Here is a 15023-nt window from a genome sequence, read left to right on the forward strand (position 1 = left end):
GATGGCCCGAAAACACACGAATTCTCCGCGCCAAAGGCTGGGCTGACAGCGTTCCAGGCCGTACGGTGGGGTCTGCGAGGAGGCCAGCAACCGGGGGGTGAGCATGACCGCTCCGCGCACGGAGGCGTCGTCGATCGACCTTCGCAGCCTCTATCGCATCCGTTCTGACGTCCTCGCCGGCCGCTCACCCGAGCACGAGCCGCGCGCGGTGGTGCGCGCGTCGTGGGACCGCACGCGGACGCTGGGACTCACCCCAGACGGGGTGCCGCCCGAGCCGCCCGTCGCACCGGACGTCGTGGAGGCCGAGCGGGCCGCGAGCGCCCTGCGCCCGATGGTGGACCAGCTCAGTGACCTGCTGCGTGCGGCCGTGAACTCTGCCGGCATGCTCCTGGCCATCACCTCCGCCGACGCGCGCATCCTCTGGCGGGCAGGCTCGGGTGTGCTGAGACGGTACGCCGACGACCTCGGGATGGTCCCGGGTGCGACCTGGGCCGAGGGCAACGTCGGTACCAACGCGATCGGCACCGCGCTGGTCGAGGGCACGCCGGTGGGGATCCACGCCGCCGAGCACTACGCCGAGGACCACCTCCCCTGGTCCTGCGCCGCCGCACCCGTGCGCGACCCGCTCAGCGGCGACCAGATCGGGGTCGTCGACCTGAGCTACCGCAGTCCGAACGTGAACCCGCTCGCACTCCCCCACGTGGTGATGGCCGCGCAGCTCGCCGAGGCGCAGCTGCGCCAGCGCTACCACGACAACGCCGACCGCCTGCGCACGTACGCGGCTCCCATGCTGGCCCGTCTCGGCGGCCCCGCGCTCGCCGTCACCCGCGACGGGATCTGTGCGGCCGCCGTCGGCACCGAGCCGCCTGCCCGCATCGAGCTCCCCCGTGACGTCGAGCCCGGTGCTCTGTGGCTGCCGTCCCTCGGCAACGTCGTCGCGGAGCCTGTCCCCGACGGGTGGCTGCTGCGGCTCGCCGACGACGGCTCCGACCACGAGCCGACCACCCGGGTCCGCCTCGACCTCACGCGGTCGCCCTCGGTCGTCGAGGTCACGGGCCCGAGCGGCTCGTGGAACCACACCCTCTCGCCGCGGCACTCCGAGATCTTGCTCTCCTTGGTCCGCAACCCCAACGGGCGTTCGGCCTCCGAGCTCGCCGAGGACCTCTTCGGTGGTCCTGGCCGTACGGTCACGGTGCGCGCGGAGATGTCGAGGCTCAGGCGCACGCTCGGCGGCGTCCTCAGCGCGATGCCCTACCGCGTCAGCGAGATGGTCGACGTCGAGGTCGAGCTGCCCGACGACCCCGAGGCGCTCATCCCCGGATCGGCCGCACCGATCGTCGTGAGCACGCGCGCCGACCTCGCGGCGGAGCTGAGCGAGCCCGACGGTCGGCCGCGGGTCGGCCGTCACCGCGCGTACTGACGATCTCGTCAGCGCGTCAGCGCGTCAGCCGGTCGAGGAACGCGACGAGCAGGGCTTCGCGCAGCGCCGGCGGGGCCGCGTCCAGGAGGGCGTTGACCGGCGCCATCCGGGACGGGACGGCGACGCTGCCGCCGTCGCCTGCAAGACCGGCGAGCCCGAGCAGGCCGTCGAAGGCGGCGTCGTCGAGCGTCGTCGGGTCGAGGGCCTGCGCAGCCGCGCGGAGCTGCGGGTCGACGACGACGGGCCCGGCGGCGACCGCCTCCGCGACAGCGGCACGCAGCGACTCGAGGAACTCCGGGACGAGCGGGGCGGTCGCCGCCGAGACGGTCAGGTGCAGCGACGGCGGGAGCGCGTCGTAGGCCATCTGCGGCTGCACGAACCACCCGCGGTCGAGCATCGCGTCGCTGAGGGTGAAGACGTCGCACGCGTCGTCGGTGGTGACGGCGACGAGCGTGGTGTCGGGCTCTGCGGCGACCGTCAGGTGGTCGATGTCGGCTGCTCCCGCCGCGAGGGCGCGCGCGCCGTCGTGCGCGGTGCGCGCGAGCCGGTGGTAGCCCTCGTCGCCGAGGTAGGTGACGACGGCCCACGCGGCGGCGAGCGGACCGCCAGACTTCGTCGACTGCATGGTCGCGTTGAGCATCGTGTACCCCGGCCAGTCGGCGCTGGCGAAGAACTGCGCGCGCCGCAGCGCCGGGGTCCGGTGGAGCAGCAGGGAGACCCCCTTGGGGGTGTAGGCGTACTTGTGGAGGTCGGCGGAGATGCTCGTGACACCGTCCACCGCGAAGTCCCACGGCGTCGGGGCGAGACCGTCGCGCTCCAGCCAGGGAAGCACCCACCCGCCGATGCAGGCGTCGACGTGGAAGCGCACGCCGTGCGCCCCGGCCGCGGCGGCGATCTCTGGGATCGGGTCGACGACGCCGTGCGCGTACGACGGGGCGCTCGCCGCGACCAGCACCACCCGGTCGGCGTGATCCGCGAGGGCGGCGGCCATCGCCGCCGGATCGGCGCGGAAGGTGACGGGGTCGACCGGGACGCTGATCCGCTCGACACCGAAGTAGTGCGCCGCCTTGTGGAACGCCGCATGGATCGTCGTCGGGACGACCATCGCCGGACGCGCGACCTGGGGGTTGGCGTCACGCGCCGTCTGGACGGCGAGCAGGATCGACTCCGTCCCTCCGGAGGTCACCGTCCCGACCGCCGTCTCCGGCGCGTGGAGGAGCGGGCGCGCGAAGGCGACGAGGTCGCGCTCCATCGTGAGCAGGCTCGGGAAGGCGGTGGGGTCGAGGCCGTTCGTAGCCCCGTACGCCGCGAGCGCCTCGCGCCCGAGCGCGTCCGCCTCCGCGATGCCGGAGTCGTACACGTAGGCGAGGGTCCGGCCGCCGTGGGTGGGGAGGTCGCCTGCCCGCATCGCCAGGAGGCGGCTCGCGATGTCGTCGACGGTGTGCTCGGTGGTCACGCGGTGGGCTCCTCGGGCTGCGTCGCGGCGACGGCGTCGGTCGTCGCGACGGGGTGGACACGGTCGTCGAGGGTGTAGCGGCGCAGCCACAGGAGGCTGAGCGCGACGAGGACGGCAGGGACGAGGGAGAAGCCGATCGCGATGGCGGTGACGGCGGAGTCGGGTTGAGCGACCTCCTCGCCTCCGCGGGAGGAGACGTACCCGCCGAGGGCGAGCACGAGCGCGTACAGCCCCGGGCCGAGCGCGAGACCCAGCGTCTCCCCCGCGGTCCAGACACCGGTGAAGACGCCGATCCGGTTCTCACCGGTCCGCGCCGCGTGCTCGGCGGCGACGTCGGGGACCATGGCCATGGGAAAGACCTGGGCACCTGCGTAGCCCACCCCCACGAACGCGGCCGCGAGGTAGGCGGCCCACGCCGCGCCGGTCACCGCGACCAGGAGACCCACCGACCCCACGATCAGGAAGCCGGTGGCGACGACGTAGCCGCGGCGCTTGCCGCGGCGTGCGGCGTAGCGCTCCCACAGCGGGGTCACCACGAGCGCGGGTCCGACGAACGCGACGAAGAGGAAGGTGGAGGCCCCACCACCGTCGAGCAGGTGGGTGGCGACGTAGGCGACGCCCGCGAGCATGGCCCCGATCCCGAGCGCCTGGAGGACGAACGTGAGGAGCAGGTTGCGGAAGTCCGCGGACTGGCCGACCAGCCGTAGCTGCTCGCCGAGCGTGCCGGTCGGCGAGGCGACGCCGTGGTCGGGCGCCCGACGGGTGCCGAAGTACGCACCGAGGACGCCGAGGACGAGGATCACCCCGACGTACACCCCCATCACGCGGTAGCCGGTGCCCTCCGAGGTCGCCTCGCCGACCGCGTCGACCACCATCGGAGCCGTGGCTCCCGACAGGAGGATCGCCAGCGCCAGGACGGCGACGCGCCACGTCATCAGGCGCGTGCGCTCGTCGTAGTCGAGGGTCATCTCCGCCGGCATCGCGACGTACGGCACCTGGAAGAACGCGTACGCGCTGGCGCACGCGAGGAACATCAGGACGACCCATCCCCCGGCCAGCCACGTGGGCTCCGACGGGCCGGCGAAGATCAGGGCGAAGGTGACCGCGAGCAGGAGGCCCGCCCGCAGCAGGAAGGGCCTGCGGCGTCCCCGTAGGTGGGTCGAGCGGTCGCTGATGCGTCCGGCGACGGGGTTGAGAAGGACGTCCCACGCCTTCGGCAGGAACACCATGACGCCAGCGACACCGGCGGCGATGCCGAGCGTGTCGGTCAGGTAGGGAAGAAGGAGCAACCCGGGAACGGTGCCGAAGGTGCCGGTCGCCACCGACCCGAGCGCGTAGCCGCGCCGGACCGCGGGAGGCAGAGGCGCAGCGACGGCACCCGGCCCAGGTGAGGAGGACATGCGACGTTTCTATCGCAAGATCCAGGGCACGTGTCCAGGATCACGCAACCGTTACCGCGCGAGGTCGATCCCCCAGGCACGCAGGTCCTCCGTTCGGACGACCGCCCACCCGTTGCGCTCGACGCGCAGGCCGTCGGGACGAGGGGCCCCCAGCCACGTGAGCGGTGTCGGCCTCCAGCCGAGCACGACACCGGACTCGACGGCGCTCCCTCGGAGGTAGTCGGACGACTCGACGGCGTCAGGCGCCTGGCCCGACCACCCGGCGACCGCCGCGACGACCTCGCGGCGGCTCGCGACCGTGGCGTGCAGCACGTCACGCGCCTGCGCCAGCCACGTGAGACGCGATCCGCTCGACCACGACTCGAGCAGGAGCACGGACGCTCCCTCCTCGAGCAGCGCCCACGGGAAGTGGCGCTGAGCCCAGAGGCTCCAGAAGCGGGCGTCGCTCACGGCGTGCGCGCTCTCGGGGCCCTCGGGGACGTCGGCGCGGCGACGGTGACGGCGGTGCTGGACGAGGACGGCAGACATGCGGAGGTCTCCTTCGGTCGAGTACGAGACCTCGACGTTAGGGCCGCGGACGACGGGCTCCGCGCTCCATCCACAGGCCCTGCGAGCGCCTCCGCCTGTCCCCAGGCAGGCACCCCGCAGGGGTGCGGCACGCCTGTGCCGTGCACGACATATTGTCCGTTCCCGCCCTCGCGATTCCGCTCACGGACTACGATCCAGATGCACCCCCCACCCTTCAGGAGCGAACGATGAGCAACGAGCCGACCGCGCGTCCGCAGCGGCGATCCTCGGCCCTGCTCAAGCGCCGGCTCATCGAGGACCAGCGCAGGCAGCTCGACGCCATGCTCGACTGGGCGTTGAACGACAGCGGTGTCGAGGAGATGGCCGCGCAGATCGTCGGCGCGCGGCGTCGCTTCATCATCGGCGCCACGAAGTCCTTCGCGTACGCGTCGCTCCTCGCGCTCGACCTCAGTGCGAGCCTGGCCAACGTGCACCTCGTCGACGGCACAATCATCCGGCCGATCGACGTGCTGAGCGACGTGCGCAGCTCCGACGTGATGGTGGCGTTCTCGATCCAGCGCTACCGCAAGTACACGATCGACATCGCGACCACCTTCCAGGACGCCGGCGGCCGGCTCCTCGTGATCACCGACTCGCCGGACGCGCCGCTCGCCCATGTCGGGGCAGAGGTCGTCCTGGTCCCGCCGACCGGGGTCGAGTACGACAGCTCTCCCCCGAGCCTGAGCCTCCTGATCGGCGTGATCGCGTCGCTCACCGCCGCCAGCGCGAAGGGCGCGGGCCGGCGCAGCGCCCAGCGCGACCATCTCGGCGAAGTCCTGGATCTCTACGTCGACTGAGCTATTCTTGGACAGGTGACCTAGATCACCGGGGCATTGACGTCATATCGGACATTCGCCCCCGTCTCATGGATGTCGCGGGGTCGGGAAAGCACGGCCCCGGCCGTGCCTCCCCCGGCCCGACCCCGCGACCTCCAAGCGTCACGGGCCTGGGCTCCCCCTCCCGGGCCCGTGACTTCACCGGGGCCGCTCGCGCGTCATCCCTCGGGCGCGAGCGGCTCGCCGGACGAGTGGGGCGCCCTTCTCGCGCAGAGTAAAGTTGACCTCATCCCCCGCCCGTTCGGGGAGGTGTGCGCATGCCGTGGTTCGTGTGGCTGGTCGTGGCCGTCGGGCTGGGTGTCGCCGAGTTCTTCACGCTGACCTTCGCGCTCGGGCTTCTCGCCGTGGCCGCACTCGTCGCTGCCGTCGTCGCGGGCGTCGGCGCGCCGCTCGCGGTCCAGCTGCTCGCCTTCACCGCCACCGCGGCCGCGACGCTCCTGGTCGTACGGCCGGTCGCGCGCCGCCACCTGACCCAGCCCCCGCTGCTGCGCGACGGCAGCGAGGCCCTCGTCGGCCGCACGGGCATCGTCACGCAGGAGGTCACCGCGATGCACGGACTGGTCCGGCTGTCCGGTGAGGAGTGGTCGGCACGGGCGTACGACGCGAGCGCCGTGATCCCTCCAGGTGCGAGCGTCGACGTGATCGAGATCGACGGGGCGACCGCGATCGTCCACAGATGGGAGTCCTGATGGAGCTGGCGGTACCGATCATCGTGGCGGCGCTCGTCGTCGCCTTCGCCGTGCTGTCGACCGTGCGGGTCGTGCCGCAGGCCCGGCGCTACAACGTCGAGCGGTTCGGGCGTTACCGGACGACGCTGCAGCCCGGCCTCAACTTCATCGTCCCCGTCGCCGACAGGGTGAACAACAAGCTCGACGTGCGCGAGCAGGTCATGTCCTCGCGCCCGCAGCCCGTGATCACCGAGGACAACCTCGTGGTCAACATCGACACCGTCCTCTACTACCAGATCACCGACCCGCGGGCGGCGGCGTACGAGGTCGCGAACTACCTCCAGGCGATCGACCAGCTGACGGTGACCACGCTGCGCAACGTCATCGGGTCGATGGACCTCGAGCGCACGCTGACCTCCCGCGAGGAGATCAACACGCAGCTGCGCAACGTCCTCGACGACGCGACCGGCAAGTGGGGCATCCGCGTCAACCGCGTCGAGATCAAGGCGATCGACCCTCCCTCCACCATCAAGGAGGCGATGGAGAAGCAGATGCGTGCCGAGCGCGACAAGCGCGCCGTGATCCTGCACGCCGAGGGTGAGCGACAGGCGAAGATCCTCACCGCGGAGGGCACGCGGCAGCAGGAGATCCTCGTCGCCCAGGGCGACCGGCAGGCGGCGATCCTGCGCGCCGACGGCGAGGCGACGGCACTCGAGCGGGTCTTCCAGGCAGTGCACCGCAACGACGCCGACCCGAAGGTGCTCGCGTACAAGTACCTGGAGATGCTGCCGCAGCTCGCCGGCGGCGAGCACAGCACGTTCTGGGTGATCCCGGGCGAGCTCACCCAGGCGGTACGCGCGGTGACCGAGGCCTTCGGCGGTCCGTCTCACCCTGCTACCGCGACGACGGACGAGCACGCCGCGCCGGACGGTCTCCCGTCCGCGGGCACCGACTCGGCGGCGGCCGTCGAGCAGGCGGCCCAGCAGGCGCAGGACGCCGTGGCCCACGCGCGGGCCGAGGTCGCTGCGGCCGAGCGCATCAACGAGTAGTCCGGGTTTTCTCGTCCCACCACTTGCTCTCGGCGCGCAGCGGGAGTGTGATCGACCCAAGAGAAACGACGACGAGGTCGATCGGGGTGGGCGTCGATGGGCGCGAAAGGGACCGACGAAGGCCGCAGACGTGGCACGGGTGCACCACCACTCGCGGTGAGCGCCCCGGACAAGATCCGCAACATCGCCGTCGTCGGACCGTCGGGGTCGGGCAAGACGACGCTCGTCGAGACTCTGCTCGCTGCCTCCGGCACGATCTCGCGCGCAGGCTCGGTGGAGGCCGGTACCACCGTCGGCGACCACGACCCTGCCGCCGTGCGCCAGCACCGTACCGTCGGCCTGTCGGTCGCACCGCTCGTCCACGACGGCACGAAGGTCAACCTCCTCGACACCCCCGGCTACGCCGACTTCGTCGGGGAGCTCCGCGCGGGCCTGCGCGCCGCGGACTCCGCGCTCTTCGTGGTGTCCGCGACCGAGGAGGTCGACGTGGCGACCCGCGCGGTGTGGGAGGAGTGCGCGACGCTCGGCATCCCCCGCGCCCTCGTCGTCGCCCGCATCGACCACCAGCGAGCGAACGTCGCCGCCGCGGTGGCAGGGCTGCGCGACGCGCTCGGCGAGGGCGTGCACCCCGTGTACGAGCACGCCGGTGACGCGCTGATCGGACTCATCAGCCTCCGGCGCTCCGAGTACGCCGACGGAGAACGCAGGCTCGTCGACCCCGACGACACCGAGCTCGAACGCGTGCGCCCCGACCGGGACGCGCTCATCGAGGCCGTGATCGCCGAGAGCGAGGACGAGGCGCTCATGGACCGCTACCTCGCCGGCGAGCCGGTCGAGCCCGGCGTCCTCATCCGCGACCTCGAGACCGCCGTCACGCGGGGGACGCTCTACCCGGTCTTCCTCGTCTCCTCCCTCACCGGCGTCGGTGTCCTCGAGCTCCTGGACGCGCTCCCGGGCGCCTTTCCGTCGCCGAAGGAGCGCCCGCTCCCGCCGGCGACCGACCCGCGCGGTCGGGACCACGCCGTGCTCGCCGCCGATCCGGACGGGCCGCTCGCGGCCGAGGTCGTCCACACCGAGGTCGACGCGTACGTCGGCCGCGTCTCGTTGCTGCGCATGTTCTCCGGGACGCTACGACCGGACGACACCGTGCACGTGTCCGGTCACGGCATGGCCGACCGCGGGCACGAGGACCACGACGTCGACGAACGCGTGGCGCACGTGTACGCGCCGCTCGGCGCCGCGCTGACCGAGATGCCGTACGCGGTCGCCGGTGACATCTGCGCGGTCACGAAGGTGGGCTCGGCCGAGACCGGCGACACGCTCTCCTCCCCCGACGACCCGTTGCTCATCCATCCGTGGCCGATGCCCGAGCCGATGCTGCCGCTCGCGGTGGTGGCCAAGACCCGACGCGACGAGGACACGTTGTCGCGCAATCTTGCACGGCTGGCCGCGGCGGACCCGACGCTGCGCCTCGAGCGCAACGCCGAGACCGGTCAGCTCGTGCTGTGGTGCATGGGCGAGTCTCACGCCGACGTCGTGCTCTCGCGGCTGCGCGAAGGCGGGGCCGACGTCGAGACCGAGCCCGTACGGGTGGCGCTGCGCGAGACGTTCGCCGGACCTGCGAAGGGGCTGGGCCGGCACGTCAAGCAGTCGGGTGGGCACGGCCAGTACGCCGTCTGCGAGATCGAGGTCGAGCCGCTCCCGCGCGGGACCGGGTTCGAGTTCGTCGACAAGGTCGTCGGGGGTGCGGTTCCTCGCCAGTTCATCCCGAGCGTCGAGAAGGGCGTGCGTACCCAGCTGTCCCGCGGTCTCGCCGAGGGGTGCCCCGTGGTGGACGTGCGCGTGACGCTCACCGGCGGGAAGGCGCACAGCGTCGACTCCTCCGACGCCGCGTTCCAGACGGCGGGCGCGATGGCGCTCAACGATGCCGCCTCGCACACGCAGGTGATCCTGCTCGAGCCGGTCGACCAGGTCGCCGTCGACGTCCCCGACGAGCACCTCGGTGCCATCCTCGAGGACCTGTCCTCACGACGCGGCCGGGTCCAGGCGACCGAGGTGGGGGCGGAGCCGGGGCACAGCGTCGTCCTCGCGACCGTCCCGGCGACGGAGCTCGTGAGCTACTCGGCGGACCTCCGGTCGCTGACGTCGGGAGCGGCCTCGTTCACCCGCAGGTTCGCGCAGTACGAGGTGCTGCCGAACGGCGCTCGGGCGGGATCGCGCCTAACCTGACGGTTCCCGAGGTCTCCAGGAGGAACCGTGGCGAAGAACGCGAAACCCAGCAAGGTCGAGGTCCAGGTCCGCAAGCGGGTCGGTGACCTGGAGAAGGCGCTCGACGACGCCACCGGCCGGCTCAAGAAGGCACGCAAGGATGCCGACCGGGCGCGCACCGATGCGGAGAAGGCGATCCGCAAGGCGACGAAGTCCGCCCAGCGTCAGATCGCCGAGAGCGCGGAGGCAGCGCGCGCCGAGATCGACCGCCTGCGCGGCTCGCTGCGTGACGGCGGCGGAGGCGATTCGAGCACGACCACCGCGGCGGCGAAGAAGACGGCAACGAGGAAGACGACCGCACGCAAGTCGCCGGCCAGGAAGACGACGGGCAGCCGGGCGACCGCCACGAAGACGACGGGCAGCCGGGCGACCGCCACGAAGACGACGGCCGCGAGCGGCGGCTCGTACGCCTCCATGACGGTCGCCGAGCTGCGCAAGGCGGCCCAGACGAAGGGCGTGAAGGGCTACTCCCGCATGTCCAAGTCCGAGCTGGTCTCGCGACTGGGCGGGTAGACCTCGAGCTCGGCCAGCTGAAGGCGGTGGAAACCGGCTCCCGCCTCGTCCGGCGACGGGCGTCCGAGGGTGTGGGTATGCAGCCGTACGTACCGGCCGTTGCCCTCGACGTCGTAGCCGAGCGGGCGGCTGCCGTCGGTGGCCTGCCCGACGAGCGAGCGGACCGTACGCCACGTCGTGCCGTCGTCGGAGACCTGGAGGTCGAAGTCCAGCGGGAAGTTCGCGCCGCTCGTGCCTCGTCCGTCGCCGGGGACCTCCGTGCGCGGGTAGACCCACACGGACCCGAGGTCGCGCGCCGCGCCGAGGTCGACGACCACCCACTCCTCTGACGCGGGCACCGTGCTCCACGGGTCGCTCGTGTAGCCCTTCGACGACGGCGTGCTCTCGCGCACCCCGTCGGTCAGCGCGGCCGCAGACCAGCCGCAGCAGCTGAGCGTACGGCGCGCCGTGACCGGCTTGCCCGCCGCCAGATTGCCCGCCTGGGCGGGGACCTGCGGCGCGCGGTCCAGCACGACCTGGTCGACCTGGAAGCGACCGGCCCAGCCTCCGGCGTTGCTCCCCCGGAAGGCGATCTCGATGCCAGTGAGGGTGGTCGCCGACCACGAGCGCAGGTCCACCTCGACCTTGTTCCAGCGGTCCGGGGTGATCTGCACGGTCGACTCGTACGGGTCGGCTCCCTCGCCGGTCAGCCGCACCCGGACCTCGGACGTCGTCCCTCCCCCGCCGTAGGCGTTCACGTAGGCCAGCAGGCTCGTCGCGTCGCCGACGGCGATCGGCGACGACGGCGACACCTCGACCGCACGCCACGCGTTCGCGGGCCGCCCCGCGACGGGGCTCGCCTCGAGGGCGCCTGTCCCGAGGCGCGGTCCGCCAGGGCCGTTCGCGAACGAGCGGACCGACTCGACGGTCGCGGTGCCCTCCCCCGCCGTCCAGCCGTCGAGCCCGTCCTCGAAGTTGAAGAGGAGGCCCATCCCTGCCGGGAGGCATGCCTCGCCCGACGGGTCGGCGGAGCATCCCGGCCCTCGCAGGAACGCCTCACCCCGCACCCGCCCGACGAACGCGTCGTCGGCGTACACGTCGAGCACGACGCGACCCGTCGCGCTCGCACCGTCGGAGGCGGTGAGCGCGAGCTGAGCGGTCGCACTCCCGTCAGCAGGCACCGTGACGACCCTGTCGTCGGAGAGCGTCCAGCCCTCCGGCACCGTGACCGGCCGCAGCTCGACACTGCTCGCACGGGTCGGGCTCAGGTTGCGCAGCGGCAGGCTCAGCGTCGCTGCCTCTCGCTGGCTCACGACGCGCGGCGCCACCGTCAGGGCGCCGACCTCGACCGGCGCCTCCACCACGGCCTCGACGGTGAACGGGTGGTCGACATCGATCTGCTTGACCGTGTACGACGCCGTCCCGGGCAGCACGACGGGACCCAGCTCCTGCTGCTTAGCGACCGTCACCTCGACCCGCGCCGTGGCGCTCGATCCGGCACCGATGCGGGCCGGCAGCGGGGACGCGGTGGTCACGGTCCACCCGGCGGGCGGCTCGAAGGAGAGACCGTCGGTGCTCAAGGCCGTGCGTCCGGCGTTCTCGACACGGACCTCGACCGTGGTCTTCTCCCCCGGCAGCAGCCGACCGGCAGGGGTCGCCGTGACCGTGACGCCGTTCGCACGCGACACCTCGGGAGCGAGGAGGCGCGCCACGCGGTCGACCAGCGGCCGGAGCTCGGCGTACCCTTCCTCGCTGAGGGCGCCACGCCGGTTTTCCTGCGCGACGGCGGCCGCAAACAGGTTCGTGAGGCGCAGCGCCACCGCGGTCGCCTCGTCGGCGGCGGTGGTCTGGCCCTTCATCCGCAGCGCAGACGCGACCCGCACCGACGCGTCGGCCGCCGTCGCCGCCGCGCGCAGGCGTGCGCGTCCAGCAGCCGACAGCTCGCCTTCTCGGGCGAGCCGGTCGACCTCCTCGCGGACCGCCTGGAGCCCGTCCTCGGCGCGGCGCAGCGCACCGGCCGTCCGATCGACGCTCAGCTCGTAGGCGCCCGAACCGATCGTGACCACGGCGTCCTTGCCGGACGCCTTCACCGCGCGGACCCCGGGACGGTCGGCGGCGTACCCGCGCTCGCGCCCGGTCCCCTCGACCACGTCCTCGACGCCCGCACCCGGGACGCGGACCTCGGCGGTCGCGCCGACGGGCACGGTGACGCGCTGCACCAGCGCACCGTCGCGGTGGAACCAGTGGGTCGACGCCTCGCCCCGGGGAGTGCGGATCGTCGCGCGCGCCTCGTCGAGCGCGTCGTGCAGCTCGGGGTCCACCCGGAGCGTCTCGTACCCAGTCGAGTCCGCGGTCTGACCGATGCCCGCCACCCGGTCGTACAGCCAGGCGTCGATCGAGGTGAACATCGGGTGGTTCAGCGAGGAAGCGCCTCGCCAGTCCTCCCAGATCGTTCCCGGACCGTTGGCGAGCATGTAGCCCCAGCCGGGGTACTCCTCGTTGCGGACGACGTCGAGCACGAGGTCGGACCGGCCGTACGCGGCGAGGGCCTCCGGGATGTACTTGATACCCGGGAGGCCACCGGTGAAGTGGCCGTCCTTCGCCTCGACCTGCGACACGAGCGTGGCGAGCACGTCCTTCTCGCGGCCGTCGGGGACTACCCCGAGCAGGAGCGGGAAGGCGTTCGAGAACTGGCTCGGGCCGTACGTCGCGTCGACCTCGTCGAAGTAGCGGGCGTTGACGGCGTCGCGCACCTGTGCCGCCCGCGCACGGAAGCGCGCGGCGTCCTCGTCGTGGCCGGTCTGCGTCGCCATCGTCGTCATCTCACGCAGCACCCAGAAGTAGAAGACGCTGCGGAAGAGCGTTCCCTCGGTGCTCTCGACCCCGAGCCAGTCCTGCCCCCACTGCTGGGTCGGACGAGTGACCAGGCCGCCGGACGTCGTCGTCTCCACGTACGCGATCCAGCGCGCCATCGAGTCGTAGTGCCTGGCGACGACGCTCCCGTCGCCGTACATCCGCTGCAGGTAGCCGGGGATCAGCACCGTGGCCGCTGCCCAGGCCGGGTCCGACCGGTTCTGCCACCCCGCCGTCGGCTCGACCGGCACGATGTCGGGCACCTGGCCGTCCGCTCGCTGCGCGTCCGCCATGTCGGTCACGAACTTCTCGTAGAACGCCTGCATGTCGAGGTTGTTCACCAGCGCCTCGGCGGCGATGTGCGCGTCGGCCATCCAGCCACGCTTCTCGCGGGTCGGTGTGTCCTCGGGAACGCCGTGCAGACCGTTGACCTGGGTCTGGACGTTGGCCTCGTGGAGCCGGTCGAGCAGGTCGTCGGAGCTGTCGAACGTCCCGGTCCGCGCCACGTCGTTGTGGACCTCCTGGGCGACGAGCGTCGTCGCGGACGGCGCCTCGGCGAGTCCGGTGACCTCGACCCATCGGAAGCCGGCGTAGACGAACCGCGGCTCCCAGTCGACGTCGCCGTCACGTGCAGCGGTGTAGCGGTTGGTCTGCGCGGCGCCGATCACGGCGTTGTCGACACGACCGTTGGTGAGGCGCTCACCGTGCTTCACCGACACCGTGGCACCGGCAGGCAACGAGGCGCGCAGCCGCGTCCAGCCGGACATGTTGGTGCCGAAGTCGAAGACGTGCACGCCGTCCGCGGGGCTCGTGACCTTGACCGCCTCGTGGCTGCGCGTCACCCGCATCGGCTCGTGCGGTGCGGAGGTGAGCGTCCCGAGGCCACCCGAGGCGACCATCGCCGGGGTCCACGCCGACGCGTCGTACTCCGGGGTGTCCCAGCCCGCGACCTCCCGGCGGGCGTCGTAGGTCTCGCCGTTGAACCGGTTCGCACGGACGACCGGGCCCGCATGGGAGACCCAGGTCCCGTCGGTGCGCAGCGTGGTCGTCTCGCCGTCAGCCGTGGTGAGACGCAGGAGCGCGAGCACGTCGGAGTCCTCCCCGATCTGGAGTCCGAGCACATTGCGGCCGTCGTCGACGAGATCGGTCACGTCGTACGTCCGGTAGTGCGCCCGGACACGCGTGTCGGTCGGCTCCGCCTGGAGGCGGTCGTCGCCGACGCGCTCACCGTTCAGCGTCGCCTCGTAGATGCCGCGGGCGAGCCCGAAGTTCTGCTCGCAGCAGATGCCCTGACCGTCGGGTCCCCGCTCGAAGTTCCCGCGGCCGGCGACGTACAGACGGGCGCGGGTGACGGCGCCGCGTACGTCGGTCGTCCCGCGCAGGTAGCTCCCGCCAGCGGCCTTCGACGCTGGGGAGATCCAACGGGTGTCCCCCCAGTCGCCGGCGTCGAGGAGACCCGTCTCGAAGCGCGCGGGTGCGCTCCAGGCGGCCACGCGGTCACGCCCGTCCCAGACCCGTACGCGCCAGTGGTAGGTCGTCTCGCTCGCCAGGTCGGGCCCGCCGTACGCGATCGCGAAGCTCCTGCGCGAGGCCACACGTCCGGTGTCCCAGACGTCGGCCTCCCCCGCCGCGAGCCGTGCGGCGGAGCTCGCGATCTCGACCTCGTAGGCGGACTGCGTCTGGTCGCGCGCGTCGGACTCGAGGATCCACGAGAGCCTCGGCTGTGCGGCGTCGACGCCGAGCGGAGAGGTGTGGTTCTCGACCTCCAGACCGCCGACGGTCACCGGCGACCTGGTGTCGTTCGTGGCCGGCACCGCGGTGGAAGGGGCAGGGAGCCCGACGCCGGTGAGGGCGAGGACGAATGCGCCGGCGACGACGACCGCCTGCCTGGCTCTCGAGGGGAAAGCAGATCTGGTCGCGCTCACGGCGGCTCCCGGTTCCTCGGCGTTGAATCGATTCAACTCTGGTCGCCGAACCTATGAGCCACGTCACACTGTGGTCAAGGTGCCTGGCC

General features: G+C 72.3%; 10 protein-coding genes. 6 read left to right on the forward strand and 4 right to left on the reverse strand.

The features are described from left to right. Window positions 1-103: 103 nt before the first annotated feature. Window positions 104-1420, forward strand: coding sequence for a helix-turn-helix domain-containing protein (locus NYZ95_RS18485; RefSeq protein ID WP_262852811.1), 1317 nt, complete (start codon window positions 104-106; stop codon window positions 1418-1420). 16 nt (window positions 1421-1436) lie between these two features. Here NYZ95_RS18485 and NYZ95_RS18490 read toward each other — a convergent pair whose 3' ends face one another. From NYZ95_RS18490 to NYZ95_RS18500, 3 genes are read right to left on the reverse strand one after another with little or no spacing between them, the layout of a single operon-like run. Next, a complete protein-coding gene (locus tag NYZ95_RS18490) occupies window positions 1437-2876 on the reverse strand; it encodes a pyridoxal phosphate-dependent decarboxylase family protein (RefSeq protein WP_262852812.1) in 1440 nt (479 codons plus the stop codon). Next, a complete protein-coding gene (locus NYZ95_RS18495; RefSeq protein ID WP_262852813.1) occupies window positions 2873-4276 on the reverse strand; it encodes an MFS transporter in 1404 nt (467 codons plus the stop codon). The genes NYZ95_RS18490 and NYZ95_RS18495 overlap by 4 nt, the downstream gene beginning before the upstream one ends. Before the next feature lie 51 nt (window positions 4277-4327). Beyond that, complete coding sequence (locus NYZ95_RS18500; RefSeq protein ID WP_262852814.1) at window positions 4328-4804, reverse strand: hypothetical protein; 477 nt, start codon at window positions 4802-4804, stop codon at window positions 4328-4330. 227 nt (window positions 4805-5031) lie between these two features. Between NYZ95_RS18500 and NYZ95_RS18505 the strand changes: the two genes are divergently transcribed. The 5 genes from NYZ95_RS18505 to NYZ95_RS20515 all read left to right on the forward strand — a co-directional run bounded on the left by NYZ95_RS18505 (window position 5032) and on the right by NYZ95_RS20515 (window position 10177). Then, window positions 5032-5640 carry a MurR/RpiR family transcriptional regulator gene (locus NYZ95_RS18505; RefSeq protein WP_262852815.1) on the forward strand — a complete coding sequence of 203 codons (609 nt, stop codon included), beginning with the start codon at window positions 5032-5034 and terminating at the stop codon, window positions 5638-5640. Between the two features lie 296 nt (window positions 5641-5936). Then, entirely contained in the window at window positions 5937-6368 is a 432-nt protein-coding gene (locus tag NYZ95_RS18510; protein WP_262852816.1) for an NfeD family protein, read from the forward strand. Then, complete coding sequence (locus tag NYZ95_RS18515) at window positions 6356-7396, forward strand: SPFH domain-containing protein (protein WP_262852817.1); 1041 nt, start codon at window positions 6356-6358, stop codon at window positions 7394-7396. Before NYZ95_RS18510 ends, NYZ95_RS18515 begins: the two co-directional genes overlap by 13 nt. Window positions 7397-7552: 156 nt before the next feature. Then, window positions 7553-9625, forward strand: coding sequence for an elongation factor G-like protein EF-G2 (locus tag NYZ95_RS18520; RefSeq protein WP_262852818.1), 2073 nt, complete (start codon window positions 7553-7555; stop codon window positions 9623-9625). A 27-nt stretch (window positions 9626-9652) separates the two neighbouring features. After that, window positions 9653-10177 (forward strand): Rho termination factor N-terminal domain-containing protein, encoded by a 525-nt coding sequence (locus NYZ95_RS20515; protein WP_262852819.1) that lies wholly within the window; start codon window positions 9653-9655, stop codon window positions 10175-10177. Here NYZ95_RS20515 and NYZ95_RS18530 read toward each other — a convergent pair. Next, window positions 10129-14934, reverse strand: coding sequence for a family 78 glycoside hydrolase catalytic domain (locus NYZ95_RS18530; RefSeq protein WP_262852820.1), 4806 nt, complete (start codon window positions 14932-14934; stop codon window positions 10129-10131). The two genes, NYZ95_RS20515 and NYZ95_RS18530, sit on opposite strands and share 49 nt — an antisense overlap. Window positions 14935-15023 lie beyond the last annotated feature (89 nt).

It is taken from the genome of Mumia quercus (assembly GCF_025506335.1).
Lineage (GTDB): Bacteria > Actinomycetota > Actinomycetes > Propionibacteriales > Nocardioidaceae > Mumia > Mumia quercus.

Bases quoted from the DNA above. Each gene is read 5' to 3' on its own strand.
- NYZ95_RS18485 (WP_262852811.1), top strand. From the start codon at position 104: ATGACCGCTCCGCGCACGGAGGCGTCGTCGATCGACCTTCGCAGCCTC.
- NYZ95_RS18505 (WP_262852815.1), top strand. From the start codon at position 5,032: ATGAGCAACGAGCCGACCGCGCGTCCGCAGCGGCGATCCTCGGCCCTG.
- NYZ95_RS18495 (WP_262852813.1), bottom strand. From the start codon at position 4,276: ATGTCCTCCTCACCTGGGCCGGGTGCCGTCGCTGCGCCTCTGCCTCCC.
- NYZ95_RS18510 (WP_262852816.1), top strand. From the start codon at position 5,937: ATGCCGTGGTTCGTGTGGCTGGTCGTGGCCGTCGGGCTGGGTGTCGCC.
- NYZ95_RS18500 (WP_262852814.1), bottom strand. From the start codon at position 4,804: ATGTCTGCCGTCCTCGTCCAGCACCGCCGTCACCGTCGCCGCGCCGAC.
- NYZ95_RS18515 (WP_262852817.1), top strand. From the start codon at position 6,356: ATGGGAGTCCTGATGGAGCTGGCGGTACCGATCATCGTGGCGGCGCTC.